General features: G+C 71.7%; 26 protein-coding genes. 10 read left to right on the forward strand and 16 right to left on the reverse strand.

The window, feature by feature from the left end; genetic code table 11:
• Nucleotides 1–291 precede the first annotated feature (291 nt).
• Nucleotides 292–1,290, reverse strand: coding sequence for an alpha/beta hydrolase (locus ASG04_RS08675; protein ID WP_056122531.1), 999 nt, complete (start codon nt 1,288–1,290; stop codon nt 292–294).
• Nucleotides 1,283–2,683, reverse strand: a complete 1,401-nt coding sequence (locus tag ASG04_RS08680; protein ID WP_235515515.1) for an MFS transporter — start codon at nt 2,681–2,683, stop codon at nt 1,283–1,285. The genes ASG04_RS08675 and ASG04_RS08680 overlap by 8 nt, the downstream gene beginning before the upstream one ends.
• A gap of 350 nt (nt 2,684–3,033) precedes the next feature.
• Between ASG04_RS08680 and ASG04_RS08685 the strand changes: the two genes are divergently transcribed.
• The 6 genes from ASG04_RS08685 (at nt 3,034) to ASG04_RS08710 (ending at nt 6,865) form a co-directional block, all read left to right on the forward strand.
• Entirely contained in the window at nt 3,034–3,591 is a 558-nt protein-coding gene (locus ASG04_RS08685) for an RNA polymerase sigma factor (protein ID WP_056122537.1), read from the forward strand.
• Complete coding sequence (locus ASG04_RS08690; RefSeq protein WP_056122539.1) at nt 3,582–4,166, forward strand: hypothetical protein; 585 nt, start codon at nt 3,582–3,584, stop codon at nt 4,164–4,166. The genes ASG04_RS08685 and ASG04_RS08690 overlap by 10 nt, the downstream gene beginning before the upstream one ends.
• Before the next feature lie 8 nt (nt 4,167–4,174).
• Nucleotides 4,175–4,642, forward strand: a complete 468-nt coding sequence (locus ASG04_RS08695) for a hypothetical protein (protein WP_056122542.1) — start codon at nt 4,175–4,177, stop codon at nt 4,640–4,642.
• A 67-nt stretch (nt 4,643–4,709) separates the two neighbouring features.
• Nucleotides 4,710–5,432, forward strand: a complete 723-nt coding sequence (locus tag ASG04_RS08700) for a VIT1/CCC1 transporter family protein (RefSeq protein WP_056122545.1) — start codon at nt 4,710–4,712, stop codon at nt 5,430–5,432.
• 64 nt (nt 5,433–5,496) lie between these two features.
• Nucleotides 5,497–6,006 (forward strand): AAA family ATPase, encoded by a 510-nt coding sequence (locus ASG04_RS08705; protein WP_056122547.1) that lies wholly within the window; start codon nt 5,497–5,499, stop codon nt 6,004–6,006.
• A gap of 199 nt (nt 6,007–6,205) precedes the next feature.
• Nucleotides 6,206–6,865, forward strand: a complete 660-nt coding sequence (locus tag ASG04_RS08710; protein ID WP_056122550.1) for a TetR/AcrR family transcriptional regulator — start codon at nt 6,206–6,208, stop codon at nt 6,863–6,865.
• Between the two features lie 6 nt (nt 6,866–6,871).
• On the opposite strand, the gene ASG04_RS08715 is transcribed toward ASG04_RS08710, so the two are convergent.
• The 9 genes from ASG04_RS08715 to ASG04_RS08755 all read right to left on the reverse strand — a co-directional run bounded on the left by ASG04_RS08715 (nt 6,872) and on the right by ASG04_RS08755 (nt 17,462).
• Nucleotides 6,872–7,375, reverse strand: a complete 504-nt coding sequence (locus ASG04_RS08715; protein ID WP_056122553.1) for a GNAT family N-acetyltransferase — start codon at nt 7,373–7,375, stop codon at nt 6,872–6,874.
• Between the two features lie 55 nt (nt 7,376–7,430).
• The gene (locus tag ASG04_RS08720; protein WP_056122555.1) at nt 7,431–9,614 is read right to left on the reverse strand and encodes an ArnT family glycosyltransferase; all 2,184 of its coding nucleotides are present in this window, start codon (nt 9,612–9,614) and stop codon (nt 7,431–7,433) included.
• A gap of 120 nt (nt 9,615–9,734) precedes the next feature.
• The gene (locus tag ASG04_RS08725; protein ID WP_056122560.1) at nt 9,735–10,436 is read right to left on the reverse strand and encodes a hypothetical protein; all 702 of its coding nucleotides are present in this window, start codon (nt 10,434–10,436) and stop codon (nt 9,735–9,737) included.
• Nucleotides 10,437–10,790: 354 nt separating this feature from the next.
• On the reverse strand, nt 10,791–12,143 hold the full coding sequence (locus ASG04_RS08730; RefSeq protein WP_056122563.1) for a family 1 glycosylhydrolase: 1,353 nt from the start codon (nt 12,141–12,143) through the stop codon (nt 10,791–10,793).
• Entirely contained in the window at nt 12,140–13,057 is a 918-nt protein-coding gene (locus ASG04_RS08735) for a carbohydrate ABC transporter permease (RefSeq protein WP_200938438.1), read from the reverse strand. Before ASG04_RS08735 ends, ASG04_RS08730 begins: the two co-directional genes overlap by 4 nt.
• The gene (locus tag ASG04_RS08740; protein WP_200938440.1) at nt 13,047–14,015 is read right to left on the reverse strand and encodes a carbohydrate ABC transporter permease; all 969 of its coding nucleotides are present in this window, start codon (nt 14,013–14,015) and stop codon (nt 13,047–13,049) included. Before ASG04_RS08740 ends, ASG04_RS08735 begins: the two co-directional genes overlap by 11 nt.
• A complete protein-coding gene (locus ASG04_RS08745) occupies nt 14,012–15,274 on the reverse strand; it encodes an ABC transporter substrate-binding protein (RefSeq protein WP_056122567.1) in 1,263 nt (420 codons plus the stop codon). Before ASG04_RS08745 ends, ASG04_RS08740 begins: the two co-directional genes overlap by 4 nt.
• 114 nt (nt 15,275–15,388) lie before the next feature.
• A complete protein-coding gene (locus ASG04_RS08750) occupies nt 15,389–16,438 on the reverse strand; it encodes a LacI family DNA-binding transcriptional regulator (protein ID WP_056122570.1) in 1,050 nt (349 codons plus the stop codon).
• Nucleotides 16,439–16,712: 274 nt separating this feature from the next.
• Entirely contained in the window at nt 16,713–17,462 is a 750-nt protein-coding gene (locus tag ASG04_RS08755; RefSeq protein WP_056122573.1) for a hypothetical protein, read from the reverse strand.
• A gap of 408 nt (nt 17,463–17,870) precedes the next feature.
• On the opposite strand from ASG04_RS08755, the gene ASG04_RS17360 reads away from it, so the two are divergent.
• Nucleotides 17,871–18,113: a hypothetical protein gene (locus tag ASG04_RS17360; protein ID WP_156463581.1), complete on the forward strand. Its 243-nt coding sequence runs from the start codon at nt 17,871–17,873 to the stop codon at nt 18,111–18,113.
• 73 nt (nt 18,114–18,186) lie between these two features.
• On the opposite strand, the gene ASG04_RS08765 is transcribed toward ASG04_RS17360, so the two are convergent.
• From ASG04_RS08765 to ASG04_RS08775, 3 genes are all read right to left on the reverse strand, one after another.
• Nucleotides 18,187–18,870 (reverse strand): GNAT family N-acetyltransferase, encoded by a 684-nt coding sequence (locus ASG04_RS08765; RefSeq protein WP_056122579.1) that lies wholly within the window; start codon nt 18,868–18,870, stop codon nt 18,187–18,189.
• 51 nt (nt 18,871–18,921) lie between these two features.
• The gene (locus ASG04_RS08770; RefSeq protein WP_156463582.1) at nt 18,922–19,170 is read right to left on the reverse strand and encodes a hypothetical protein; all 249 of its coding nucleotides are present in this window, start codon (nt 19,168–19,170) and stop codon (nt 18,922–18,924) included.
• 111 nt (nt 19,171–19,281) lie between these two features.
• On the reverse strand, nt 19,282–19,671 hold the full coding sequence (locus ASG04_RS08775) for a hypothetical protein (RefSeq protein ID WP_056122585.1): 390 nt from the start codon (nt 19,669–19,671) through the stop codon (nt 19,282–19,284).
• A gap of 260 nt (nt 19,672–19,931) precedes the next feature.
• On the opposite strand from ASG04_RS08775, the gene ASG04_RS08780 reads away from it, so the two are divergent.
• Together ASG04_RS08780 and ASG04_RS08785 are read left to right on the forward strand one after the other, a co-directional pair.
• Nucleotides 19,932–20,783, forward strand: a complete 852-nt coding sequence (locus ASG04_RS08780) for an alpha/beta fold hydrolase (protein WP_056122588.1) — start codon at nt 19,932–19,934, stop codon at nt 20,781–20,783.
• Nucleotides 20,776–21,345: a TetR/AcrR family transcriptional regulator gene (locus tag ASG04_RS08785; RefSeq protein WP_200938442.1), complete on the forward strand. Its 570-nt coding sequence runs from the start codon at nt 20,776–20,778 to the stop codon at nt 21,343–21,345. The genes ASG04_RS08780 and ASG04_RS08785 overlap by 8 nt, the downstream gene beginning before the upstream one ends.
• A 45-nt stretch (nt 21,346–21,390) precedes the next feature.
• Here ASG04_RS08785 and ASG04_RS08790 read toward each other — a convergent pair whose 3' ends face one another.
• Together ASG04_RS08790 and ASG04_RS08795 are read right to left on the reverse strand one after the other, a co-directional pair.
• Nucleotides 21,391–21,963 (reverse strand): hypothetical protein, encoded by a 573-nt coding sequence (locus ASG04_RS08790; RefSeq protein WP_156463583.1) that lies wholly within the window; start codon nt 21,961–21,963, stop codon nt 21,391–21,393.
• A 53-nt stretch (nt 21,964–22,016) separates the two neighbouring features.
• Nucleotides 22,017–23,000 carry an aldo/keto reductase gene (locus ASG04_RS08795; protein WP_056122595.1) on the reverse strand — a complete coding sequence of 328 codons (984 nt, stop codon included), beginning with the start codon at nt 22,998–23,000 and terminating at the stop codon, nt 22,017–22,019.
• Nucleotides 23,001–23,089: 89 nt separating this feature from the next.
• Here ASG04_RS08795 and ASG04_RS08800 point away from each other — a divergent pair, with 89 nt between their 5' ends.
• A complete protein-coding gene (locus ASG04_RS08800; protein ID WP_056122600.1) occupies nt 23,090–23,503 on the forward strand; it encodes a MerR family transcriptional regulator in 414 nt (137 codons plus the stop codon).
• The last annotated feature ends 29 nt before the right edge of the window (nt 23,504–23,532 follow it).

The raw sequence follows: 23,532 nt of genomic DNA on the forward strand, positions 1-23,532 counted from the left end.
GTCGGCCGCTCGCGCGGTCGTTCCACTCCGCACGCTGCGACGCTTCGCACGACCGGTGCGGACCGCCGTGGTGCGCGGGCAGCCCGCACCGCCACCGGTCGAACGTGCTGGGGCACCGGTCACCGCGGTGCAGGTCGTCGGCGAGGCTCCCGCTGACGGTGTCGTGCTGGTCTTCCATGCATCCCTCGGTCGTGTGTCTCCCTCCTACAGACGAATCGAGGGGCACATTCGTCACGGAATGCGTCGGGATGCTCAGCGACGGGTGACGGACCGAGGGCCGACTGTCGGTCCCTACCCGGCAGTGGTCCCGGTCCGGTCGAGCATCCGCGCGGTCCACGCCCCGAGCGCGCGGTTCGCCTGATGCGCGAGCCACGATCCAGGCGCCATCCCGCTGAAGCCGTGGAACCCCCCGGGCCAGACGTGCAGCTCGGCGGCCACCCCGGCCGCCCACAGGCGTCCGGCGAACGCGACGGTCTCGTCCCGGAACACCTCGGCGCTGCCGCAGTCGATGTACGTCGGCGGCAATCCGGTCAGGTCCTCGGCACGTGCCGGGGCCGCTGCAGCCGACACCGCGTCCGTCCCCCGTCGGTCGCCGAGCAGGGCGTCCCAGCCGAAGCGGCACATCTCGCGGTCCGCGACCCCGACGCCGTCGAACTGGCGCGCGGACACGGTGTCCAGCCGGTCGTCGAGCATGGGGCTGACCAGCACCTGCGCCGCGATGCCCGGGCCGCGACGGTCCCGGGCGAGCAGGGCCGTCCCGGCGGCGAGTCCGCCGCCGGCGCTCTGCCCCACCAGGAACACCCGGTCCGGGTCGACGCCGAGTTCGGCGGCGTGCTCGGACACCCACACCAGGCCGGCGTAGCAGTCCTCGACCGGGGTGGGGTCGGGGTGCTCGGGCGCCAGGCGGTAGTCGACGCTCACGAGCACGACGTCGTTCGGGAACAGCCACTCGTCGTAGGAGTCCAGGTTGCCGAGGTGGTGGCCGAACACCATCCCGCCACCGTGGATCGTGTAGGCGCACGCGGCGGTCCCGGTTCGCCCGGTGCGCTGCACGACGGCCAGGGTGATCGGGTCGCCGCCGTACCCCGGCACGGTGATGCTCGAGCGCTCCAGACCCTTCCCCCGCAGGACGGCGTCGAGCTCGTCCTCGGCGGTGTCGAGCGCGCGCATCGCCGGCAGCGCCTCGGGCGTCAGCAGCATCGGGCCGCGCTCGGCGAACGCGCGGAGCAAGGGCACGTACTCGGGGTCGAAGGGCGGACGGACGGCGGTGTCGGTGGTGGTGTCAGACATGCGTGGACTCCTGGTCAGCAGCGGGGACGGGACGGGCGGGGGTGGAGCGGGGACGGACGGGCGCGGAGCGGGCACGGACGAGCCCGACCACGACGAGCAGCGCGGCGACGAGCGCCAGGGACAGGCCGGACACGGTGAGCGCACCCTGGAAGGCATCGAGCCGCGCGGGCGACCAGTGGGTGGTGGTGATGCTGCCAGCGACCAGTGCGGCCACGACGGTGCCGGTGACCGCCACACCCACGCCGCTCGCGAGTTCGCTCGCCGTGTCGACGAGCGCCGCGCCGACACCGGTCCGGTCGGCCGGCAGCCCCGTCAGCACGCTCGTGCCGGCGACCGCGCCGACGACCCGCATCCCGGCGGCGACCAGGACCAGCGCGACGACGACCCAGCCGTAGCCGAAGCGGCTCAGCGCCCCGAACACGGCCAGCCCGGACACGACGGCTGCGGCGCTCACCCAGGCGGCGCGGCCGAGGCCGAGCCGCTGCACGACCGGCCCGACGAACCGGCCACCGGCGAGCAGCACCACCACCTGGGGCAGCGTGCCGATCGCGGCGAGCGCCGGCGGCCAGCCCCAGGCGAACTGCAGTTGCAGCGTCACCAGGTACGACAGCCCCGCGACGGCCAGGCCCGAGGCGGCCTTGTAGGCCAGTCCGCTCGCCACGAGCGGGAGGGCGACCGTGCGCAGGTCGAGGACGGGGTGGCGGGCCGTGGACACGCGGATCCCGAACCCGATGACGGCGGCGACGGTCGCCGCGACGGCGACCAGGGCCTCCCGGGAGGCCGATCCCGACTCCACGACGACGGTGGGGGTGAGCAGGACGCCCACCATCGCGGCGGTGCCGAGCAGCGCGCCGGTCACGTCGACGGGGTCGGGCCGCAGGTCCGACCGCTGGTCGGCCGCCACCCCGGTGGCGATCCCGACCAGGGCCAGGATCGCGATGGGCACGTTCGCCAGCAGCAGGACCTGCCAGGGCGCGACCACGAGCACGAAGCCCCCGACGGTGGGGCCCACGGCGAGCCCGACCAGGCCGGCGGTGGAGATCACGGTGAGGGCACGCACGCGCAGGTCCTCGGCGGCGAACAGACGGAACGCCAGGGCCATCGAGCCCGGTGTCGTCATCGCGGCGGCGACCCCCATGAGCACCCGGACGGCGATGAGCTCCCCCGTCGAGTCGACGAACGCCGTCGCGGCGCTGGCGACGGCGAGCAGCACGAGCCCGACGAGCATCACGCGTCGACGGCCGATCCGGTCGGCGACCGCACCGAACAGCAGCATGAGGCCGCCGAACGCGACCGAGTACGCGCCGGTGACCCACTGCAGGCCGGTGGTGGAGGCGTGCAGGTCGCGGCCGATCGTCGGCAGGGCGACGGCGAGGATCGAGTTGTCGAGCATCTCGAACAGGAAGACGGCGGACAGGCCGGCGAGGGCGACCCAGGCGTCGCGCAGACGGGACGGGCCGTCGCGACCGGTGCTCGGGTTCGTGCTCGCGCTGGGCGCGGACACACGAGATGAAATGGGGGACACGGGGAACTCCTTCACGATCGTGAAGTGGCGTCCCGCTCGGGCCGCGTGTCCTCGTGCACCGGCGAGCGGTGCGCGTCTTTCCCTCAGTAAGACACCGTAGCCGACGCGGGACCGGTCGTCCAGGGCGTTCCCCGGGCATCGCCAGTGGGTCTGGTGCATGCTCGGACGAGGGGACCCCTTCGAGCGCACCGCGGTCGAGACCCGACCGGAAGGCGAGGATGGACCACGACGACTCGCTCTCCGGCGCCGAGGACGCGACGCTCGTCGTCCGTGCGGCCGACGGCGACGTGCGGGCGTTCGAGGTCCTGGCGCGACGACACGGTCCGCTGATGCGGGTGTTCGCCGCCAAGATGCTCGGCTCGAACCTCGAGTCCGACGACGTCGTGCAGGAGTCGTTCCTGACCGCATGGCGACGGCTGTCGGAACTCGAGACGCCCGCACGCTTCCGCCCGTGGGTGACGCAGATCATCACGCGCAAGGCCCTCGACCGGATCCGCGCGCGTCGGCACCACGACGACGTGGATGCCGTCGACCCGGCAGCTGATGCCGTGCACTCGCCGGAGCGTATCGTGGAAGCGCGACTGCAGCTCGACGCGGTGTGGGAAGCGCTCGACAAGCTCCCCGAGGACCAACGCCGGTGCTGGCTGCTCCGCGAGACGGCCGGGTACAGCTACCAGGAGATCGCCGACGCCCTCGAGTTGCCGACCTCGACCGTCCGGGGGCTGCTCGCCCGGGCCAGGCGGTTCCTGCTCCAGGAGATGGAGGCATGGCGATGACGTTCGACGATGTCCCTGTGCCCGAGGACGACCTCGACGGCCACACGATGGAGGAACTCGGCGCGTACCTCGACCGCGGGCGCACCCCGCGGGACCCCGCCATCGAGGCCTCCCCTGCGTGCCGGCTCGCCCTGTCCGGCATGCAGCGACTGCGCGAGCTGTCGTGGGACGCCATGCAGCACCGGGCCGACGCCGAGCCAGACCGTGACTCGGTCTGGATCTCCGGTCTGCTCGAGACGATCCGCTCCGAGGTCCGCGCCGGTCGGGACGTCCCCGTGGCGCACCCGGACCCGCTGCTGCGCCTGACGATCACCGAGGCGGCCGTACGCGGGCTGGTCCGGCGGACCGGCGACACCATGGGCGGTGTCGTGATGGGGCGGTGCACGCTCGACGGCGAACTCGGCGTCCCCGGTGCCCCGATCCGCGTCGAGGTCACCGCGAGCATCGCGTACGGACTCGTCGCCGACCAGACCGCCGAGCGGCTCCGTGCCCGGATCGAGGACGCCCTCGCCCGCCACACGGACCTGCGCATCGACCGCATCGACGTCGTGTTCGACGACGTCCACGTCCCCTGAGGAGCACGGTGCCCGACGACCAGGACCTGTCGCAGCGCCTGACCGCGCTGCTCCGCACGATCGACGGCGTCGACGACGTCTTCCCCGCCCAGCCCGTCGTCGAGGCGGCAGCCGACGCCATCGCGGTGAAGCTCGCGCTGCGGCAGCCCGACGTGCTCGTCGACATCGACCGATCGGGCGGCAGCGGCCCCGGCAGCTCGGTGACCGTCAGGGCCGGCATCGCCGCGGACGACGGACGACCCGCTGGCGACACGCTCCGCGAGGTCGGCGAGCGCGTGCGTGACGAGCTCACCGCCGCTGGCGAGCACCCCGACCTGATCACGGTCTCGGTCCGGGTGATCGAGGGGTTGGGGGCGCCCGCTCCGGGACCCCCGGCGGATCTGCCGTCGGCGGTGCCTTCGGCCGAGCCCTCGGTCGAGCCGTCGGTCGATCCGTCGGTCGATCCGTCGGCTCGGAGTGAGGGTAGCCTGGCCTGAGAAACCCCAGGTCAGGGCAGCCTTCCCTAGCTGGCGGACCGGGCGTTCGAGTGCTTTCCTGGTCCACATGGCCACCATCTCCGTCCCCGCACTGCCGAGCGTCGCACCCCGTGAGTCCACGAGCGCGGCCCGGCTCAACTGGTTGCGCGCCGGGTTGCTCGGCGCGAACGACGGCATCGTCTCCGTCGCCGCGGTCGTCGTCGGCGTCGCGGGTGCCGGCGCACCCGTCGGCCCGGTCCTCGCGGCGGGCGGCGCGGCGCTGGTCGGGGGTGCGGTGTCGATGGCGCTCGGCGAGTACGTCTCGGTGAGCGGAGCACGCGACGCCCAGCGGACCGGGCAGGCGGCGCACGCGGCACGTCGGGCGACGGACGCGGCCGAGCCGTCCGACATCGTCGCCGCCTACCGGGCCATCGGTGTCTCCGAGGCCGCGGCGCACTCCATCGCCGACGAGCTCGGTCGCCCCGAGGTCCGCGAGCGCTGGGTCGCCGCCGAGGAACAGGCAGCGCAGGACGACGTCGTGAGCCCCTGGCGTGCTGCATGGGTGTCCGCGGCGACCTTCACCGTCGGCGGCCTGCTGCCATTCCTGGCGACGCTGCTCGTGCCCGCCTCGGTGCGCATCGCCGTGGTCGTCGTGGCCGTGCTCGTCGCGCTGGCGGCGACGGGCACGACGGGTGCGGTGCTCGGCGGCGCACCCCGGGGCCGTGCGACACTGCGGGTCGTGATCGGTGGAGCAGCAGCACTGGCGGCGACGTGGCTGGCGGGCACACTGCTCGGCGCGCACGCGCTCTGAGGCTCGAGTCTGCCCCTCCCAGGGGACGGACCAGATCACGCTGGCCACGACGACGGGACTGACGATGCTGATCCAGGTCTGTGGGCTGCCCGGCGCTGGCAAGTCGACGCTGTCCGCTGCGATCGCCGAGCGACTGCCCGCGCAGACGCTCCGGGTGGACGCGATCGAAGCGGCGATGTGGAAGTACGGGATCCCGCCGGAACAGTCGGGGATCGCGGCGTACTCGGTCATGCACGCGATCGCCGTCCCGAACCTGCGCCGTGGGCAGACCGTCCTCGCCGATGCCGTCAGTGGTGTCGAGCCCGCGCGCGCCGGGTGGGTGTCGGCAGCACAGGCGGCCGGTGCGGAGCTGCGGGTGATCGAGGTCGTGTGCCCTGACCCCGAGGAGCACCGGCGGCGCGTGGAGCAGCGGGTGAACGACCTCCCCGGCTTCACCCTGCCGACGTGGGACGACGTGCAGCGCGCCGAGGAGCAGTACGAGCCCCGCACCGACGAGCGCCTCGTGGTCGACAGCACCCGTCCGCTCGAGCAGACCGTCCGCGACGCGCTCGAGTTCCTCCGCGTGCGCGTCTGACGACGGGGCGAGGGCGCCTGCTTCGAGTTCGGGTCTGGAAGCGGGCGCCCTCGTCGTCCGGCTCCGCTGGGGCGCTCGTCGCACGACGTCGCCCCGTCGCAGCGCCGGGTGGCGGCCGCCTGGGTGGGGCTGGACCGCTCCGCAACGATACTCCTAAGTGGAGTGATCTCTCCACATGAGAAGCGGCTAGGTTGCTGCCATGTCGGAGATCCCTCGCGTGCGAGCGGAACGTGTCGAAGTGCGGCGCAGTCGCGAGGCGATCCTCGCGGCGGCGGAAGCCCACTACGCGGTGAAGGACTCCGACCCGTCGATGGTACAGCTGGCGCAGCTCGCCGGTGTCGGGATCGCCACGCTCTACCGCCGGTACGCCAGCGTCGACGACGTCATCCGGGAACTCCACGCCCGACTCCTCGGCAACTTCGCTCGGGTGGAGGAGATGGTCGCCGCACGGACGACCGCGTGGGACGCCGTCGTCGCGCTGGTGATGGGCATCGTCGACGTCCTGCAGGAGCACCCCGCGATCCCACGTCTCAACCGGAAGATGGTGGCGCTGGACGACAGCGACCGGTTCACCTCGACGTGGAACGACCAGCTCGACGCTCTGGTCCGGGCTGCGCAGGACGAGGGGTCACTCCGACCCGACGTCACCGCGAACGACGTGACGTTCGCCGCCTTCCGCATCGGCAGCTACTCGAACCTGCCCCCGGACGACGCCGGGCGCATCATCGGCAGACAGGTCGGCATCGTGCTCGACGGTCTCCGTGCCGACGGCACCCGCAACGCGCTGCCCGGCGAGCCCATCTCGATGCGCGACCTGCAGGGCATCTTCCGGCACGAGGCCGATCACCCCGTCGAGTGACGAGCGCTACCCCGGACGCTTGTGCGACCGCGAGATGGCGTAGCGACGCAGCCGCGTCCCCTCGTGGAGTTGGGTGGCGAGGAGCACCGCGTCGTAGTGCTCCAGCGTCCCGATCGAACCCGCGTTGTCATCGCGGCAGACGGCGACCACGGGGTCGATCCCGACACGGGCCGCGTGCGCGAGCACCTGGCCCAGGGCCCACGTCGCCACGCCGCGACCTCGTGCCGACGGGCGGATCCCGTACCCGACGTGGCCGAGCTGCTGCACGCTCGGATCGCCCGGAGCGCGGAGTGCGATCCCACCGAGGACCTGCCCGTCCTCGACGATCCACCAGAGCACGCCGGGCTCGGCGCGCAGTCGACCGACCCACGTCCGGAACCCGTCGTCGCTGTCGACGTCGTCGTGTGGGGCGATCCCGAACCCGTCCTCGTGCAGACCAGGACCCCACTCGGCGTGGGCCTCGGCCCACGCCTCGCGCAACGCCGTCTGCGGACGCACCAACTCGAGCATGTCCCAGTGTCGCAGCGAAGTGGCTCCCGTGGTGACCGGCTGGCCGCCGGCCCCGTCAGGCGCAGCGCTCGAGCGCGAACGACGTCGAGCTGCCGAAGCCGCCCCGCCCGCCGAAGCCGCTCGTGGCGCTCCCCCACCGGTGCACCACCGTGCAGCCGAGGTCGTCTCCCGCCTGCCGCACCGGGTCGTGCACCCGTGAGGACGCCGCGACCACGAGCAGGTGCACCCGGCCGCTGTGCACCATGGACTCGATCTGCGCCGTCGTGAACACCGGTACCTGCCCGGAGAACCCGCCGTCGGTCAGGACCTCGTCCCCGGTGGTCTCGATGACGTCGGCCGACACCCGCCACGAGTCGGTCAGGAACAGCGGCGCTCCGGCCCGGCCGCCGCCGTCCTGCTCGGCATCGGCGACGAGGGAGGCTTCCGAAGCGGGCAGCGACAGCCGTCCGCCGACGACGTCGGGTGCCGACACGCGGAACCCGGACGTCGTCCCGGAGCCGCCACGCGCGACGGAGCCGCCGCGGGCGTCGAGACGACCCCGCGTGCCGACACCACCCGCGCGAGCGACGCCCACCGCCCCGGCACGCGCCGGCTGTGCGAACTGCCCGAACTGCCCCGGCACGGCGCCGACCGAGGCGTCTCCACCGCTGCCGTCCCGCGCCGCGTCGAGCGCCTGCAGCGAGAAGCACGCCGGCCCCGCCACCACCGCGGCGACGAGCAGCCCGGCAGCCACCCGACGGGACCGGCGACCAGCACCGGCACCAGCACCAGCACCAGCACCAGCACCAGCACCAGCACCAGCCACGACACCAGCGCCGGTACCCGGAGCCGTGGACGTCCCCGACCGCAGTCCGACGACGAGCACCGCCACGAGTGCCACCACGGTCACGCCGACCGCGATCCCCCCGAGCAGCACGGGCTCGTCGCTCGCCGACGCGAGCCACGCCCACCACACCCCCTGCACCACGAGCAGTCCGGCGGGCACGGCCAGCAGCCGCCTGTCCGACGCCGTGACGCACCGAGCAGCACCCGCCCAGCCGACGGCGGCGAGCACCGCGAGCTGCACGCCGACAGCAGCGACGTACGCGGTGTGCGGGAGCCGCAGGACGGACAGCACCACACTGGCGGTGACCAGCCACACGACCAGCGTGACGAGCGTGGCGGAGGCGGGCCGGGCCTCCCGGTCGGTGCGACCGCGCCACCAGCCTGCGGCACCCATGCCGACACCGACGAGTGCTGCTGGCCACGACCATCCCACCTGCGAGGCGTACCGCGCGGAGAACAGCTGCAGCAGGTCCCGGTGCCCGCTGCCGGCTCCGAAGTGCCGGGCGGCACCCCCGACCGCCTGCCCGACCGCGTGACCGACCGCGCCGAGCGCCCCGACCGCCCCGACCGCCCCGGGCCAGAGCCCGGGCAGGAACCGGTCGACGCCGTTGTACCCGAACACCATCGCGAAGACGTCGTCGTCGGTCGACCCGTCGAAGTACGGGTGCGCGGACGTCGGCAGCAGCGCCAGCACGACCGACCAGGACAGCGACGCGACCACCGCGGCGCCGACGAGCACGGCCGCGTGCCCGATGCCGCGCCGCTTGCGCAACCCGCCGGTCCCGGACGCGACGACCGTGCCGACGACGAGCGCGGGCAGGATCAGCCACGCCTGCAGCATCTTCGCCTGGAACCCGACGCCGACGAACAGCCCCGACAGCAGCAGCGGCCACCACGTCCCGGCGAGCGCCGCCCGCTGCCACCACACCAGCGCGACGGCGAGCGCCATGGTGAGCAGGCCGTCCTCCATCGGGTGGCCGAACATCGACACGAAGATCGGCGTGCTCGCGGCGAGCGCTGCAGCGACCAGCCCGACGCGCGGTCCCGCCCAGCGGAGTCCGACGAGCGAGACGGCCCAGACGGTGACGATGCCCTCGAGGACCTGCGGCAACGCCAGGGCTGCCGTCGACATCCCGAACACCCGCACGCTCAGCGCCTGGGGCACCGCGAAGCCCGCCAGCTTGTCGAGGGTCACGGTCGCGCCGGGATCGAACGCGCCGCTCAGGAACGCCGGCCACGACTCGGACATCGACCGGGCAGCCGCCGCGTAGAACTCCGAGTCGCCGCCGCGGGCCAGGTTCCAGCTCGTCAGCACGGCGCCGAGGACGATGATCGCGGCGAGCGTCAGGCGCTCGTGCCGGGGCTGCTGGGTCCAGCGCGCGGTGCGCGTGTGGAAGCCGTTCGTGCGGGTCATGGTGGGAACTGTCCCGCCGCTGCCGATGATCCAGCCGCCAGCGGCGGCTCGTTGGCCTGCAGTTCGTTCAGGACGACGGACAGGAGGCTCGTGGCGGCGCCGCCACGAGCCTCCTGTCCGTCACGTCGTCGGTCCCGGCACCGCTGGCGACGCCCCGGCGGCCCCGCTGCGCAGCGCTCGGAGGACCCGCACGAGCGTCGCCCACTGCGCGCCGTTCGCCGCGAACGGCCGTCCGAGTGCTGCCCGCGGTGCCAGGACGACGTGCCCCCGGTCGAGGTCGATCCAGATGCCGAAGTCCTGGTCCTGTCCGCGCACGGTGTGCGTCGCGACGTCGATCCGCCGGATCCGCTGCCACGGCAGGTCGTGCACCGGACGATCCGCATGCGAGGACCAGCCGTGCAGGCCGTCGGAGTCGACCGTCCAGAGCACCGGCGCGGGGTCGGACAGCTCGTCGGGTTCGCGGATGGACGGCGTCGTCACGGGCAGGTGGAGCGCGACGTCGTCGCCCCTCGCGCGGATGCGGGCGAGGACCCGGCGGTCCCGTCGTCCCGACCACCATGCAGCGAGCGCGACGACCGGGCCGGTGACGACGAGCACGGGTGGGACGAGGACGACGGCCCCGATGCGCTGTGTGTGCTCCCACAGGTCGGCGACCCACTCGAGGTGCAGTGCCTCGGCCCACAGCAGGAGGGCACCCGCGGCGGTGAGGGCGCCGAGCGTGACGAACAACCACCGTGCGGGCGGGACGACCCCGTCGCGCAGGCGCTGCAGCCAGGGCGCGTCGGGGTCGTCGGGCTCGTCGGGCTCGTCGGGCTCGTCCACGGGGCCAGCCTGGCACGGCGGACCCGACTCGGGCGGCCACGGTGGACGGGGTTCCGACGGGGTCGCACCGCTGAAGCGACATGGCGGCAGCGAATGCGCGGCGCAGAACACGCTGCGTTGTCGCTTTCGCTGCCACCACCCCGCGCTGCCATCACCCCGCGACCGCGGGAGCCCGCCGCACTCCTCGGCAGCGCCGGAGTCGCCCCCCGAAAGCGACATGGCGGCAGCGAATACGCGGCGCAGAACACGCTGCGTTGTCGCTTTCGCTGCCACCACCCCGCGCTGCCACCACCCGCGCGACCGCGCCGCTGCCACCACCCGCGCGAGCGCGCCGCCGCTACCCCGCCGCGGCCGCTACCCCGCCGCGGTGCGGTACGCCTCGGCGGCGGCTGTGGGGACCCGGGCCAGGGTGCCGTCGAGCTGCTCCTCGAGCCGGACGAGCCCCATCCGCCGCAGGTACGGCGTCTTCCGTCCCGATCCGGTGCGCTCGGCGACGACGTCCGGTGCGACGGTGAACTCCTCGACGTTCCGACCACCGGACGCGTAGGACCAGTCCACGAAGTCGAAGACCGGCCACCACGTCCACCCACGCACGTCGACCCCGGCGTCGGCAAGCGAGCGGACCGCGACGACGGAGTCCCGCACCCAGGCCGACCGGACCGCGTCGTCGCCCTCGATCGACGTCTCGGTGACGACCATCGGCAGCCCGTACCGCGCGTCGAACCGGGTGAGGGACTCCACGAGGCCCTCGGTCCAGCGGTCGTGGGCGTGCTGCACGGTGCCGTCGGGTCCGTCCTCGAGCCGCCGAGGTGACAGGTCCGGGTAGTAGTTGACGCCGAGCACGTCGATCGTCACGGCGCCGTCGACGAGCTCGTCCAACGCTGCGGCGGACGCCCCGTGGGACAGCAGCCAGGCGTGGGACGGGTGCATCGCGTCGACGCGGCCGAGGACCAGGTCGGTCGGCAGGAAGCCGAGCGCCTCGAGCATGGCCGCCTCGGCGACGAGCGCCGACGCGCGGGACGACGACGCCGCCGCCGGTGCCGCCGACGACGCCACCGTGACCAGCGATGAGGCCTCCACGTGCACGATCACGGCATCCGGGTTCGCGGACCGGACCGCGGCGACGGACTGCTGCAGACCCGCGGCGATCCCGAGCACGACGCGGGTCCACCCGTCCCACCCGGTCAGCGCCGGAGGCCACACCCCGCGCAGCCCGGCGAACGACGCGGTCGTTATCGGCTCGTTGAGCGGGGTCACGTGGTCGACCACACCCGCGTACCGTCCGGCGAACGCCCCCGCGAAGGACGCGACCGCCGCCGGGTACCCCGGGTCGGCGAACGACTGCTCGAGCCACGTGGGCGTGCCGTAGTGCACCAGGTCCGCGATGACGGTGATCCCGAGCGACGCCGCGTACGCCAACCGCTCGTCGAGGACCGCCCAGTCGAACACACCCGGTGCGACGTGCACCCGGGGCCAGTCCACGCCGTAGCGCAGCGCGGTGGCGCCGAGTGCGGCGACGGTGTCGAGGTCCTCGCGCCAGGCCCGGTCGTGCCCGGTGAGCTCGTGCTCGTCGAGCGGGGCCATCGCGAAGTGTGCGGGCGGGTACACGCACGTGTCCTCGATGCCCGCGACGAAGGTGAAGGTCCCCGGGGCGAAGGCACGGACCCGCGGAGCGACCCCCGCACCCGGCCGGGTCGGCTCGCTCACTTCAGCCCCGTGGTCGCCACACCGGCGACGAAGAACTTCTGCGCGAAGAAGAACCCGACGGCGATCGGCAGCAGCGAGATCACCGCACCGGCCAGCAGGACCGCGTGGTCGGTCACGTGCGCTCCCCCGAACAGCGTCAACCCGGCGGGCAGCGTCAGCATGTCGTTCGAGGTCGTGACGACGAGCGGCCAGAGCAGGTCGTTCCACAGCGCCATCCCGTTCAGCACGGCGACCGTGGCGATCGCGGGCTTCGCGAGCGGCAGGATCACCTGCCAGTAGATCCGCCAGTGTCCGGCACCGTCGATGCGGGCAGCCTCGTCCAGCTCGACGGGGATGTCGATGAAGAACTGCCGGAACAGGAAGATCCCGAACGCGCTCGTCGCCCGCGGGATGATGAGCCCCTGGTAGGTGTTCAGCCAGCCCAGGTGGAACAGCTCCACGAACACCGGGATGAGCGTCACCTGGAACGGCACCATGAGCGTGGCGATGACGAGCACGAACGCGACGTTCCGCCCGACGAACCGCATCCGCGCCAGCGCGTAGGCGCACATCGAGTCGAAGAACAACGTCAGCACGGTGGTGACGACGGTGAACACGAACGAGTTGAGCAGCAGGCGCAAGAAGGGCAGCTGCTGCCACACGCCGATGTAGCCGTGCAGTGTGACACTCGTCGGGAACAGGCTGGCCGGGTGGCCGAACAGGTCCGACTCCGATCGGAACGAGCCGCTCACCATCCAGACGAACGGCACGAGCGCGACCACGAGTCCGATGCCGAGGTACACCCACTTCAGGACGGAACCGGTGCGAGCGGCACCGGTCCGGCGGCCGTGTCGCCGGTCGCGGGTGGGGTCCGGACGGGAGGCCCGGGCCGGCTCCGTCAGGGACGGTCGCCGGACGCGCGCCTCAGTCGACATCGTCGTAGCGGAAGAGCCGGAGCTGCAGGAGGGAGATGAGCATGATGATCACGAAGAGGACCCAGGAGATGGCCGACGCGTAGCCGGTCTGGTAGTTGACGAACCCGTCGCGGTAGAGCAGGTTCACGAGCGTGTCCGTGTGGAAGACCGGTCCGCCGCCGGTCATGACGTACACGAGGTCGAAGACCTGGAACGACTGGATCGTCAGGATCATCGACGTGAAGAGCATGGTCGGGCGGATGCTCGGCAGGGTGATCCGCCAGACGGTCTGCCAGCGGTTCGCGCCGTCGAGCTCGTCGGCCTCGTACCGTTCGGCGGGCACGCCCTTGAGTCCGGCGACGAACAGGATCATCGCGAAGCCGATGCTCTTCCAGACCGACACGAAGATGATCGTCGGCAGGGCGAGTGCGGTGGACTGCAGCCAGGCGATGCTCGGCAGTCCGAGGGCCGCGGTGATGCCGCCGACCAGCCCGATGTCCGGGTCGAGCAGGAACTTCCACACCAGGCCGATCGTGACGAGCGACACGATCGTCGGGAAGAAGAACACCGACCGGACGATCCGGTTCGCCAGGGTGTCCCGCTGCAGCAGCAGTGCCGCGACGAACCCGAGGACGACGAGCAGCACGACGGACACGATCGTGTACTCGAGCGTGATCCGCAGGGCGTTCCAGAACTGCTGGTCGTGGAACAGCTTGGTGTAGTTGCCGAATCCGACGAAGGGCTGCGACACGGCACCGACGGTCCAGTCGAAGAACGAGTAGTACAGCGACCGCAGGATCGGGAAGACGACGAACGCGCCCAGGATCAGCAGCGACGGGGCCATGAAGAGCCAGGCCGGCTGGAACCGGCGCGCTCGGCGGCGGGTGGGGCGGGCCTCCAGTCCGGTGTCCCTGCCGGAGGCGGGGGCCCCGCCACGCGGTGTGCGTGGCGGGGCCGACCCGGTGAGCTGGTGGGTCACTGGCCGCAGCCGGTGAGGCCGTCGATCGTCTGACCGGCGCTCTTCGTGGCGTCGTCGATCGACTTGCCGCGCGTGATCTCACCGATCAGCGGGACGTAGCCGTCGGAGTCGACCTTGGTGGCGTTCGGCACGTGCGGCAGGTAGAGCCGTGCGTCCGGGACCTGGCTGGCGAACACCGACACGGTCGGGTCGGCCTTGAGCTGGGCGTCGTCGGACAGGTCGGTGCGCAGCGGCGGGAACCCGGTCTGCAGCGAGAACTTCTGCTGCGCGGTCTTCGACGTCCAGTAGGCCAGGAACTCCTGCGCCTGCTTCGGGTACTTGGTCTTCGCGGAGATCGACAGCGGGGCGATCGCGCCGAGCGTCGAAGACTTGCCGTCGACGCCGACCGGGACCTTCACGATGCCGAGGTCGATGCCGGCCGACTTGTAGCCCGAGGCAGCCCACGGTCCGTTGATCTCCATCGCCGCCTTGCCTGCCGAGAAGAGCGAGTCGGCCTCGGCACCGGTCAGGCCGACGGGGCTGACCTTGTCCTTCGCGACCAGGTCGGCCCAGGTCTTCAGGCTCTGCTTGCCGTCGCTCGACTGCACGACGCTGCAGTTCTTGCCGTTGACGATGTCGCCGCCCTCGAGCCACTGCAGCACGGGCCACATCTGGATCGTCTGGTTGTCAGCGAGTGCGATGCCGTACTTGCCGTCCGCGGTCAGCTTCTGCGCGTCGGTGGCCATCTCGGCGACGGTCGACGGTGGGTTCGTGATGCCGGCCGCCTCGAAGAGCTTCTTGTTGTAGTACAGGCTCAGCGTGGCGAAGTTGGCGGGGACGCCGTAGAGCTTGCCGTCGTAGGTGAACTCCTTGACGGTGCCCGGGGCGAACTCGGACGTGTTGATCTTGCTGTCGCCGCTGCCGGTCATCGTGATCGGCAGCACGGAGTTCGTCTTGACGTACTGCGCGACGGCGTTCGGGTCCGAGCTGACGGCGGCGACGTCCGGGCCCTGGCCGGTGAGCCAGGCGCTGGGCAGCTTCTGCTGGATCGTGTCCCACGGCTGGACGGTCATGTCGATCTTGATGTCCGGGTGGGACTTCTCGAAGTCCTTGACGATCGTGGCGTAGCCGGGGCGGTCGCCGCCGGTGAACCCGGTCCAGACCTTGAGGGTGGCGGGGCCGTCGGTGCTGGCGTTGCCACCGGCCGAGCAGCCGGACAGGGTGAGGGCCGCCACGGCGGCGACGGCGCCGATCGCGAGGGTCGTGCGTGCGTGCTTCATCGGGGAACGCTCCTTTGCGTTGCTGTGCTCGCAGGGGTGATGCGGGTGGGGTGTTCAGTGGGTGCTTCGTGCGGAGTGATACGTGGGGGGGGGTGGGGCGTCGGGATGGTCCGGTCAGGTGCGGACGCGTTCCGCGTCGGGGTCGCAGCCGCACGAGGCGCGGACGACGAGCTCGACGGGGAGTTCGGTGCGGGCGGGCTGGCCGCCACGGTGGTCGACCAGGTCGAAGAGCCGCTCGGTCGCGATGCGGCCCATCTCCTCAGCCGGGACGCGCACGGTCGTGATGCCCGGAGTCGTGACGCGGGCGAGCCCGAAGTCGTCGAACCCGACGACCGCGACGTCGCCGGGGACATCGACGCCCGCGCGGCGCAGGGTGTGCAGGCCACCCACCGCCATGTCGTCGTTCGCGAACACGACGCCGTCGGGTCGGGTGTCGGCGTCGCCCGCCAGCATCTGCTCCATGGCGGCTGCGCCGGACGTCTCGGACAGGTCGCCCTCGATCACCGTGACGTCGGTCAGGCCGTGCCGTTCGGTGGCACGCAGGAAGCCCTGGCGGCGGTCGAGGCCCGTCTGGTGGTCGAGTGTGCCCGTCACGTGCAGCAGGCGGCGGCGACCGTGGACCTCGACCAGGTGGTCGACCAGGCGTTCGGTCGCGGAGACGTCGTCGATGCCGACCGTGACCGCGTCGGCCAGGTGCGGGTAGTTGCCGATGAGCACGGCGGGCAGGCCGCTCGCGACGAGTCCCTGCACGTGGTCGTCGTCGACCGCGGCGCTGGTGACGATGGCGCCGTCAGCGGTCCGGGAGCGCATGACCCGCTCGTACGCGACGTCGCCCGAGCTGGCGTCGGCGTTCGTGGACACGATCACCTGGGCGTCGTGGGCGTTCGCCGCGGTCGACATCCCCGTCAGCACGTGCATGAAGTAGAGGTGTCCGAACACGTGTGCGGACGAGTTCGGCACGATGAGCGCCACGGCGTCGGCGCGCTGGCTGCGGAGTGCCCGGCCGGCCGAGCTCGGGACGTAGCCGAGTTCGTCGGCGGCCTGCTTGACGGCGGCGCGGGTCTTCTCGCTGATGCGCTCGTGCCCGGAGAGCGCCATGCTGGCGGCGGCGGACGTCACGCCGACCTTCGCGGCCACGTCCTTGAGGGTGACGGACTTCGGCATGGGGGTCGCCTCCTTCGAGTCGGTTGCTTTATCGATTAACTGGTCACATCATGCACGTGCTTAATCGATGAAGCAAGCCCCGGTTCGAGGTCGGGTGGCACGGTTACCTGGAGTGGACACGCGGCGGACACCGGCATCCCGCTGGAGCGCGTGCTCAGCTCGGCCTCGGAGATGGAGGACACCGACTCCGCGGGCGCGTTGTCACAGCTGTCGTCCTCCGCGCCGCCAGCCCCTGTCCGGCTGCCGGCCGCGCAGCGCGGAGGACCGATCGCACCTAGGTCTCGTCCTCCCCGCCGTCGTCCTGGACCCAATGGTGGCTCTCGTTCCGATCGTGTTGCTCAGTGATCACCATCGCGACGCCAGGGACCGCCCACTCGAGGTCGAGCATGGACGGTTGCATGTCCGCGGCGCCCGCGATGCTGATGCGATCGACATGCTGGAGATGCAGGATCGGCGACCAATCGCGATCGTCCGGTTCGACGCCGAAACTGAGCTCGCGGAGCATGGGGAGTTCCGTGAGGAAGCGGAGATCTGGCGTGGTCGACTTCCCGCGCTCCGTACCCGGGTGGACGGCGAGGTACTCCAGGCGCTTGCATGCTCCGATGGCACTGTAGTCATGGACTCGGAACGTGCCGAACAGCACGAGGCGGCGAAGTGACGGGACGTTCGCGAGCGGCGAGAGGTCGATCAGGGCTGGGGCGCTGTGGAGCTCGAGCGTCTCGAGTTCCCGCATGCCGATCAGCGCATCCAGGTCGTCGTAGTCACCCCACTTCGTGATGAGGGACTGCAACTGTGTCTGCCCCTCGAGCGACGCGAAGAGGCGTTTGGGGGTCCTGCTCGTGAACTCCAACTCCCGGATCTGACTCGGTCCCGATCGGAAGAACTCGCACCATTCTGCGACGATCCGGACCGCCATCGATCTCGAGACGTTGAGCTGTGTGGCTTGTACCGCCACGGCGAGGTCGCCGTCGTAGTCCTCGGGACGCTCGAGCACCACCGTGCCGTCCCGCCCGATCCTCCGCATGTCGGCATCCTCGCAGACTCGTTCCGGCGCTGCTCTGACATCAGGTCCAGCCGTCCGCCGGCTCGTCCGTGGTCTCGTTCTGGTCCTCAGCGACGTCATCGAGGAGGGCATTGCCCCAGGTGCACCCGCCAAGCGGGACACGTTCGCTGCCCCCACCCTGCGTGGAATCGCAGCGACGGCGACGGCGACGGGTGTCAAGCTCCTGGTGTGAGCAGCAACACTCCCGGCGCGTGGACGCGTCGAGTCGGACCTCAAGCCGCCCGGACGCGCACCACGGTCATCCGGGTCCGGAACTCCGCTGGCGGACTCCTGGCCATCTACGTCGCGGCCCTGCTCGTCGTCTTCGGCCTGCAAGGATTCCGGTCAACCGGCGAGCGGTGGTGGCCGAACGTCCTGCTGTTCGGAAGCATGCTCCTCGTCATCTGCTGCGAGGTCGTGCTCACCATCCAGCAGCAGCGTTCGATGCGCCTGCTCCGTCAGCAGGTCAGCGCCGTGCTGACACGCGGTACGGACGAGAAGCGTTCTGTGATCCGGGACGACGCACTGCTGGACATCGACCGTTTCGATGCCTGGACTGGCCGCTTCGGGCTCCGGTGGTTCGACGGCACCGTTCATGCCCCCGTCAACCAACAGAGCCGCCTCGACAGGTGATCGACTGGCCTCGTCTTCTTGATCACCAGATGGCCAGCGCGACGAGGCCGCTGAGGCCGCCGCACGTCCGTGGCTACCGGGAGCGCGTTGCTCGACCCGCGTCGGCCCGCGGCCCGGAGAGGCCCAGCTGGGCGAGGACGGGCTGCTCCCCTGTGGTGGTGATGCCCCAGGCCGGGCGGTTGAAGGCCCGCCGGGACAGGCGCACTCGCTGCTCGTCGACTGGTAGCTCTGACCGCGGAGCCACCCGCGTCACGCCGTTCGGTTCGTAACCGAGCTTGTACGACACGCCCAGCGACGCGGAGTTCCAGGCTGCGGCACTCGACTCCGCCCACTCCGCGCCGAGGACGTCAAAGGCGAACAGCGGCAACGCGGCCCGCATCTCCGTACCCACTCCCTGCCCTTGGGCACTCCTCGTCAACCACGAGCCGGAAGTGACGGTCCCGCGGTGAGCGAAGTCCTGGGCGGCGAGGTCCTGCGCTCCGATGACCGTGCCGTCGAGGATGACCGCGAACTGGATCGTCCAGCTCTGCGGGGAGACCTGGCGCACGCTCCACTGGTGCATCGCGAGGACTCGGGGGAGGTCGGCAGGAGCAGCATCCGTCCACGGGAACCCGAACGGCATCCGGTCCGGATCGTGGATGCCGGCGAGAGCAGCGCTGGCCAACCCCGGAAGGTCACCATCGCGAACGGGACGGAGCACCAGCCTGGGGGTGCGGAGCTCGAGTCCGAACAGCGGCCACAGTTCTGCGAGGTCCATGCGGTGACGGTACCTGCTCGGCTCACCCTGGCGAGGCGTGGCGCCAGGTGGTCAGTCCTCGTGCGACTCCGAGGAACGCGTGGCTCTCGAGATCTGCCAGGCGGAGAGGGCAACCACGACGGCACCGGCGGTTCCGACGATCCACGAGCCTGCGATCCCGAGCATCGGCGCGTTCGCGCAGGAACTCGTCCCCTCGCCCGGGGCGGCGTCAGCGCAGCTGCTCACCCGTGCCAGGGTCAGGAACAGCACGACCACGCTGACGACGACGGCAACGGTGCTCCAGCCGACCACTCGGTTCACGCTGCGCTGCGCTCCGCTCATAACCGGACCAGGTGCTGCCCACGGTGGCACACTCGGGGGTCGACGACCAGCCCAGGTCGCCCCGCGCACCGCGACCGCGACGGTCGCACTTCAGAACCAGCGGAGGACGAACTGCTCGAGCACGTTCCGCGCGACCCCCACCGGGCCAGGCAACGGTTCACCGGAGTCGCGCCCGACGCTCTCGAGGAGCGCGCTCTGTGCAGCCTGGTACTCGTCGCGTTCGGAGTCGGTGTACGAGTCCGGCGGGACGGTCCGACTCGCACTGACCGCCTCGAGCCGACGGAACCCGTACCGGAACCCGACCGGCTGCGGCGCGGCGTCGATCAGCTGCAGCAGACGCGCATGTGAGTGGCTGTCCGAGCAGTGGGCAGCACGACCGATGAGATCGGTGAGCCCGCGGAGCCCGGCTTCAGTCGATGTAGACCACAGTCGAACACGTCGAGCGCGGCTGCAGAGGTCGTACAAGAGTGCTTCGTCCATCACGGTCCCTCCCCCACCTGGACACGAGCTTGTCACAGCGCCAGCGTGCTCCGCGAGGATTCTGAGCGCAGCGGTGATCACGTCGTCCTGACTCCCGTCGCCGGCCTGGCGCGGGGGCGCCACCACGGCGGAGCGCGCCGGACCCGGCGCGGGACCACGCCCCGCACCGCGCCCGTCACTGCTCTTGACACCGTTCGGCTATGCGAAGTAGCTTTTGGCTACACGCAGTAGCCAGGCAGCCCGCTCCGGAGGAGAACACCATGGTCCAGACACTCACCGTCACCGGTGGCACCCTCGCGTACGAGGTCCAGGGCGCGGGTCCGCTCGTCGTCCTCGCACACGGCATGGGTGACAGCCGCGATGCCTACAGCTCCATGACACCGGCCCTCGTCGCAGCCGGCTACCGCGTCGCCGCGGTCGACCTGCGCGGCTGCGGGGACTCCTCCGTCGGGTGGGACTCGTACACGCGCACCGCCATCGCCGGTGACCTGGTCGCGCTGGTCACCCACCTGGGCGGGCCGGCGACGATCGTCGGCCACTCGATCGCCGGCGGCGCGGTCACGATCGCCGCGGCGACGGCGCCGGAGCTGGTGTCCGGCGTCGTGGAGCTGGCACCCTTCACCCGCAAGCAGCAGATCAGGCTCTCCGACTTCGGCACCAGCACCTACCGCCGTGGTGCGACGGCACTCATGGGCGCGACCATGCTCGGCAGCAAGAAGCAGTGGGGAAGGTACCTCGAACTGGCGTACCCGGGCCGGAAGCCCGCCGACTGGCAGGCCCGCAGCGCCCGCATGGTCGCCAAGCTCGGTGAACCCGGCCGCATGGCAGTGCTCAAGAAGATGGGGACGCTGCCCCCGGTCGACGCCGGCGAAGCGCTGCCGGAGGTCACCTGCCCGGTCCTCGTCATCCAGGGCAGCGCCGACCCCGACTGGGTCTCGCCCGCGGCCGAAGGCAAGGCCATCGTCGGCGATCTGCGCCCTGGGCTGGGTCGCCTGGTCGTCATCGACGGTGCGGGCCACTACCCGCACGTGCAGTACCCCGAGCAGACCCTCGACGCCGTCCTGCCGTTCCTGCGCGAGGTCGCCCCGGTGGACGGAGCCTCGCGTGCCTAGGGCCGGTCTCGATCCCGTGGTCATCACGGCGGCCGCAGCGGACATCGCCGACCAGGTCGGCTTCACCAACCTGACCATGGGCGCGATCGCCGAGCAGCTCGGCGTCCGTGCGCCATCGCTCTACAAGCACGTCTCCGGTCAGGACGAGGTCAACCGCCGCGTCGCGACCCTCGCCTTCGAGGAGGCCGGATCGGCGATCGGCAACGCGATCCAGGGCCTGTCCGGACGGGACGCGCTGGCCGCGGCCGCGAACGCCCTCCGGGACTTCGCGATCGCGCACCCGGGCCGGTACGCCGCGACCGTCGCCGTCACCCCCACGGGATCCGACGACCCGATGACGGCCGCCGCGGTCCGCAGCATCGCCCCGCTCGAGGCGGTCCTCCGTGGCTACGCCATCGATCCCGCCGACACCGTGCACGCCGTCCGCGCGCTCCGCAGCGTCTTCGGCGGCTTCGCGTCCCTCGAGTCCACGGGCGGCTTCCGGTGGGCGACCGACGTCGACGACAGCTTCGACTGGCTCATCGACCTGGTCGACCAGGGCCTCCGCGCACGGGCACACTGACTCGCCCCGCGACGACCCCGCGCGTGGGGGCGTCGACGCCGAGCATCAGTCGTGTGGACGTCCGGACGACGATGGTGACCGGCGCCTGGCGACGAGTGTGCCGATGCCCTGCACGACGAGGACGGACCCGGACGCAGCGAGGACGACCATCACGATGACCGAGTCAGCGGAAGGGCCGCCAGCGACGAGCCTCGCGATGCCGAGCGCCAGGAAGACGCCCCCCATCACGATGACGACCACCGGGTTCTGGGCGACGAAGAACCGACGCCCACCGTTCGCGTCGGCGACGGCCTGCGACCGCGCCTTCGAGACCGAGTCAGGGTCGCGTCCCGCTCGACGGTCCGCTGCGCGACGGCGCGTCCGGACGGCGAACCAGACAGCGGCGCCGACCACCGCGGCTGCAGAGAACGTGACCGGCGCGGCGACGTCCAAGAGACCCGCGACGAACGAGACGACGACGCCCGCCACCACCCCCGCGACCACCGCGGTCGTCCAGGTGTCAGTCCGGCCGTCCACGCCGGTGACGTACCCGGGGCGACGTGCGTAGGGATCGTGCTGCGGTCCGTCGGCGTCCTGGTCCGGGGCGCTCGAGCGCAGGTGGTCTTCCACGCTCGCCAAGCTCGTCGCAGGCTGCGGCGATGAGGACGGCAGGGGTCGTCGCCGGTGCGGGCTCAGCCGCGGTCGCGAGCCATCCCCGCCGCGGTGTTGCGGGTGCCGACAGCCACGCCGTGCGGTGCAGCCGCCTCGATGCGGTCGAGGTCGTTCGCGGTGAGCACGACGTCGACGGCGGCGGCGTTCTCCTCGACACGGGAGGCCTTGGTGGTGCCGGGGATCGGGACGGTGCCGGCCTGGATCAGCCACGCGAGTGCGAGCTGCGCGGTGGTGACGCCCTTCTCGTCGGCGATGACCGTGAGTGCGTCGACGACGCGCAGGTTCGCGTCGATGGCGTCGTCCGAGAACCTGGGGAGGTCCCGGCGGGCATCACCCTCGGGCAGGTCGTCCCTGCGGGTGACGGTACCGGACAGGAACCCGCGCCCGAGCGGGGAGAACGGGACGAACCCGATGCCGAGCTCCGAGGCGGTCTCGAGGACGCCGTTGTGCTCGGCATCCCGCTCGAACAGGCTGTACTCGGACTGGATCGCGGTGATCGGGAACGTCGCGTGCGCCCGGCGCAGGGTCTCGGCAGAGGTCTCCGAGACGCCGATGGTGCGGGCCTTGCCGGCGGTGACGGCTTCGCTCATCGCACCGATCGTGTCCTCGATCGGCACGTCGGGGTCTGCGCGGTGCAGGTACCAGAGGTCGACGTGGTCGGTACCGAGATGGCCGAGGGACCGGTCGATCGCGCGGCGGGCGTGCTCCGGGGACCCGTCGAGGCCGATCGGCTGGCCGTCGTCGGTGAAGTCGGTGGCGAACTTCGAGGCGACGACCACGCGGTCCCGGTCGGCGCCGAGGACCCGACCGAGCAGCTTCTCGTTCTCGAACGGCCCGTACGCCTCCGCCGTGTCGAACAGGGTGATCCCGAGGTCGAGCGCGCGGCGGATGGTCTCCTCCGAGCCGGCTTCGGTGGCCCCGCCGTAGAAGGCGCTCATCCCCATGCACCCGAGACCGAGCGCGGACGTGACGAGGCCCTGGGAGCCGAGAGGGATCTGCTGCATGTGCGTTCTCCGTTCACCGCCGGGTCGACCCGGACGACCCGACTCTCGACCCTGGTGTGCGCACCATGTCAAGTGCGAGAATCGGGTCCGTGCTGCTCCCGGAGGTCCACGTCGACGAGCCCGTCACGATCAGCGTCGCCGCGGACCTGCTCGGCGTCACCGTCGACACGATCCGCTACTACGAGAAGGAAGGCATCGCGCCCGCGCCCGATCGCGGTCCGGACGGGTGGCGTCGGTACGACACGGCCGCGCTGAGCTGGCTCGCCGGCACGGTGATGCTCCGCGGGACGGGGATGAGCGTCCACGAGATGCGCGAGTACGCCGCCGCGTACCGCGCCGGCGCGGACGACGCCGAGCGTCTCGCGCTCCTCGAACAGCACCACGCGACCGTTCTCGAACGGCAGGCCGAAGTCCAGCGGCACCTGGCCGCGCTGGAACGGAAGATCGCCGCGTACCGCCAGGCCGTCGCCTCCGGTGGCCCGGAGGCGACGTCAGCGAGGTGACACCGCCTGAGCCGATGGACGGGGTCCGA

It is taken from the genome of Curtobacterium sp. Leaf183 (genome assembly GCF_001424385.1).
Lineage (GTDB): Bacteria > Actinomycetota > Actinomycetes > Actinomycetales > Microbacteriaceae > Curtobacterium.